This window comes from Actinophytocola sp., assembly GCF_036555685.1.
In the GTDB taxonomy this organism is placed as follows: Bacteria; Actinomycetota; Actinomycetes; order Mycobacteriales; family Pseudonocardiaceae; genus Actinophytocola.
Genome location: NZ_DATBKY010000252.1, coordinates 1 through 2,863 on the forward strand (window position 1 = coordinate 1; position 2,863 = coordinate 2,863).

The 2,863-nt window shown below is 65.4% G+C and carries 3 protein-coding genes; all 3 read right to left on the reverse strand.

Translation table 11 applies throughout. From position 1 onward, the window contains the following. On the reverse strand, positions 1–276 hold a 276-nt coding region (locus tag VH969_RS25440; RefSeq protein WP_331978556.1), incomplete at its 3' end, for a hypothetical protein. A 106-nt stretch (positions 277–382) separates the two neighbouring features. Then, entirely contained in the window at positions 383–685 is a 303-nt protein-coding gene (locus tag VH969_RS25445; protein WP_331978558.1) for a hypothetical protein, read from the reverse strand. Positions 686–902: 217 nt separating this feature from the next. Continuing rightward, a partial coding sequence (locus VH969_RS25450) for a galactose oxidase-like domain-containing protein (protein WP_331978560.1) occupies positions 903–2,863 on the reverse strand: 1,961 nt, incomplete at its 5' end.

The following is a 2,863-nucleotide window of genomic DNA, read 5'->3' on the forward strand; positions in this document are numbered from 1 at the left end:
GGGAGCGAGATCGATCGTCGTGCTCTGGTCGCGGAAGGCGAGTACCGCCGGACCAGGCAGGTAGTTGTCTTCGCCGCGGTTGAACTTGTAGAGCCGGATGAGCCGATCGGCGGATGGATAGGGAAGCGGCGTGAGCACCACAGCATGCAGCACGCCGAAGACCGCGGTGTTGGCGCCAAGCCCGAGGGCGAGCGTCAGCATGACGCCGGCCGCGAACCTCGGCGCCCGGCCGAGCGATCGCACCGCATAGACGAGGTCCTGTTTCAAGCCATCCACTGGTGACTCCTCTTGGGCTCGGGCGGGGCGCAGGCTCCGCCGTCGCGACTTGGACGAGAAGACGGCCGGAAAGGTTGGCCTGAGGCGAGAAGGATGGTGACCGGCGCTAGGACTCGCGCCCGAACGCACCGCCAACTTTGTGCGAGGACGGCGTCGATCGATCGGGATACCGTGATCCGTCCTCCTTCTGCGCAATCGACCGCATGCCCGCCTTGTGGGAGGTATGTCGATCGCGTGCGTCTTCGAGTGGCTGTTCGCCTACTCGTCCGGCGGCGTCTTCCGGCGGCGGCGATCCTCCCTGAACCGGCGGATACTGCTCGCGTTCGCGCGCCTCATCGGCGAACGACTCTCGATTGCTGATGCCCTGCCGTTGTGTAGCGATATCGTTGCGTGTTTTGTCGTCGACCATGGCTCCTGATCGTCGCAAGGCTGATGCCGCACCCAGACCGGCGCCAGATTGGCAGGTTCGCGTCTCGCCGAGGACGACTTCGTGACGCTGAGATCGCCGTTGGGTGACTCGACAGGAATTCTGATCCGGTCCGCGGGCGGTTCAGGCGAAGAGCACTACTCGTGCCTCGCGGAATCGATTCGTCCGCCGCCGTCGGGCCCGGCTGATCCCACGGTCTTCATCGAATCACCAGCGTGACGGGTGCCGAGTGAACTCGGGCTCCGCTCGAACCGGTGATCGTCAGAATGAACGTTCCTCTGGCGACGCGCTTTTTGGTGCCGACCGTCAGCGTCGACGTACCCGAAGTGACAACAGATGCCGGCGCAAAGGTCGCGGTCGCAAAATTCGGCAGACCGGTGGCCGAAAGGTTGACGGTCCCCGAGAATCCCTGTTCCGGGGTGATCGTCACGGTGTAGGTGGTGCCGTGGCCGCGGCCGATGGTGCGGCTCGCCGGGCTGACAGAGAGCGTGAAGTTGCCGACGACCACCAGCGTGACGGTGACAGAATGCGTGAGCGGTCCGGTCGTGCCCTTGATGGTCAGCGGATACGAGCCCGCTGGCGTCGACAGCGACGTCGTCACGTTGAGGGTGCTCGACCCAGAACCCGTGACCGCGGTCTTCGTAAATGCACCGCTCGCTCCCGCGGGAAGGCCGCTGACACTGAAGCTCACCGTGGCGCCGAACCCCGTCCCGCCAGTCACGGTTGCCGTGTACGACGTACCCACTCCGGGAAGGACCGTTCGCGACGTCGGTGTCGCCGACAAGGCGAAGTCGGCAACCGTGATCGTTCGCGTCACCACCGGGCTCGAGGCCCCGCGGTTGTCCGTGGCCTTGAACGACGCGACATGGTTGCCGGGCGTCGAATACATGACGTTGCCGGGGCTGAGAACCGTGGAGGACGCAGGAGTGCCGCCGGGGAAGCTCCACGTGACCGTGCTGATGGTCCCGTCCAGATCGCTGGCGTCCCCTGAGAAGAAGACCGACCGCCCCGCGTCGATAGTCGTGTTGGTCGGCGGGCTGGTGATGGAGGCGGTCGGCGGCAGATTCGGAGCCGTCGTAGAGAGCTGCACGAAGGTCGCGACCGAAGGCACGCCGGAGGCGTTGAGAATGAACAGCAAATAATAGCCGGGAGGAGCGATGTTGCCGTTCGGCGGTGCCGTGACCGTCAGCTCTCCGGCGCCGACCGTATACGACAGCTCGATGACCCGTTGGTCCATGTCGAAGGCGTGTGTCGGGGCGCCCGGGCGAACCAGGACCACCGATTTGATGTCGGCCGCGTCGGGCGTGTGCACGTGGAATAACGACCCGTAGCCGGACACGGCCGGTGTGACCGTCGTGATCGTGGGTCGAAGCGCTGGAGTTCCGTCGCCGTTGAAGAGATACGCTGGCGAGTAGATCTCCATGTCTTGTTCGTAGGTGCCGCGGGCCGGGTTGCCGCCGACGAGCAGCACGGTGGCGTCGGGCAGCAGCAGCGAATTCGAGTGGTAGAGGCGTGGAATCCTGTTTGCGCCCGCTGACGAAAACGCGCCGGTCGTTCCCGCCTCCGGATCGTAGAGATCCGCGTTGTAACTCGCGGTCGCAGCATTTTCGTCAGTGGCCGATCCGCCCATCGCCAGGACCTTGCCGTTGGGCAGGATCGTCGCGTTCATCTCGATCCGGGCCTGCGACATCGGCGGACCGTACTGCCAGTGCAGGGGCGATGCCGACAGGTCCAGGATCTCTGTCGTGTTCGTCGCCGGGTTGCCGCCGCCCATGATCAGGACCTTTGCCGCATAGCCCTTCGATGCCCTCAATGGCAGCAGCACGGACGTGCCGTACGTCCGCGTGGCGGTGCGGTTGGTCGACGCGACGACGGCGGTCCACGCGTGTGTTGACGGATTGAAGAATCGCGATCCGGTGCCGGATCCGGAGTAGAGCACCCTGCCGTCGGGCAGCAGATGCAGACGTGGATAGAGCGGCGGGGTCCAGCCCGCTGGATATTCCGGGCTCCAGCCGACCCCCGGCGTGTAGATCTCCACCGTGCTATTCGTCCCGCCGGTGTCCAGCAATCCCGAGAAGGTCATGACCCGGCCATCCCCGAGCGTCGTCACGGTCGGGTACCAGCGCCCGTGCGCCATGCTCTGCACGTCGGTGAAGGTGC

Excerpts from the sequence above, each read along its gene's own strand:
- VH969_RS25445 (WP_331978558.1), bottom strand. The coding sequence starts at position 685 with ATGGTCGACGACAAAACACGCAACGATATCGCTACACAACGGCAGGGC.